This window comes from Vibrio sp. Y176, from assembly GCF_033438945.1.
On sequence record NZ_JAWOQS010000516.1, the window covers coordinates 1 to 706 of the forward strand.

1 protein-coding gene is annotated in these 706 nt (G+C 39.2%); it reads right to left on the reverse strand.

The window, feature by feature from the left end; all coding sequences use genetic code 11:
* Positions 1 to 10 precede the first annotated feature (10 nt).
* Positions 11 to 511 (reverse strand): transcription/translation regulatory transformer protein RfaH, encoded by a 501-nt coding sequence (rfaH, locus tag R7O13_RS27055; protein ID WP_005454588.1) that lies wholly within the window; start codon positions 509 to 511, stop codon positions 11 to 13.
* Positions 512 to 706 lie beyond the last annotated feature (195 nt).

Below are 706 nucleotides of genomic sequence, written 5' to 3' on the forward strand. Positions count from 1 at the left end.
CATTAAGCGACTACTTTAAGTCTAAATCGGTGTTATCAATGCTAACTGGTACTCGCTTCGAGATCATTTGCACCAACATGATTGAACGCTTCTCTCCGTCCTGTTCTTGGAAAATGGCATCAATACCTGCAAATTGTCCGCTCTTAACACGAACCTGATCACCTGGTTTAGGCATGCATTCGGATATGTTTTTTTCTGTGCAGCATTTCTCTAGCTGCTTCAACTCAAACACAAGATCGCCTTGAACTTCTTTTGGTTGGGCACCAAATCGAACAAAGTCGACAACACCGCGCGTCGACCGAACCGACGTAAAGTTCGGGCCTTGTTCATAATCAAAACGTGCAAATACATAACAAGGAAACAACGGTTCTTCGACCTTTTGTCGCTTACCGCGCAAGATTTTTTCGACTTCTACAGTTGGGTAGAAGCACTCAACACCTTGATTTTCAAGATGCTGCTTAGCCCTTATTTGTTCTCCACGCTTACAATAAAGTAAATACCAACGTTTCATTTTATTACTAGCCAATTATATTTTTGTTTCATCCTAGCATTAAGCTAAAGGTGAGTCATGAATATTCAAATTACCCATAAGAAGAACATTATACATTGTTCGCATAACTTACACTTTTTCAAAAGGTTAAGAAAATAAGTCCATAGGCAAAAATGAAAATTAAGTTTGTAACACACACCAACCACCAACAAAAGC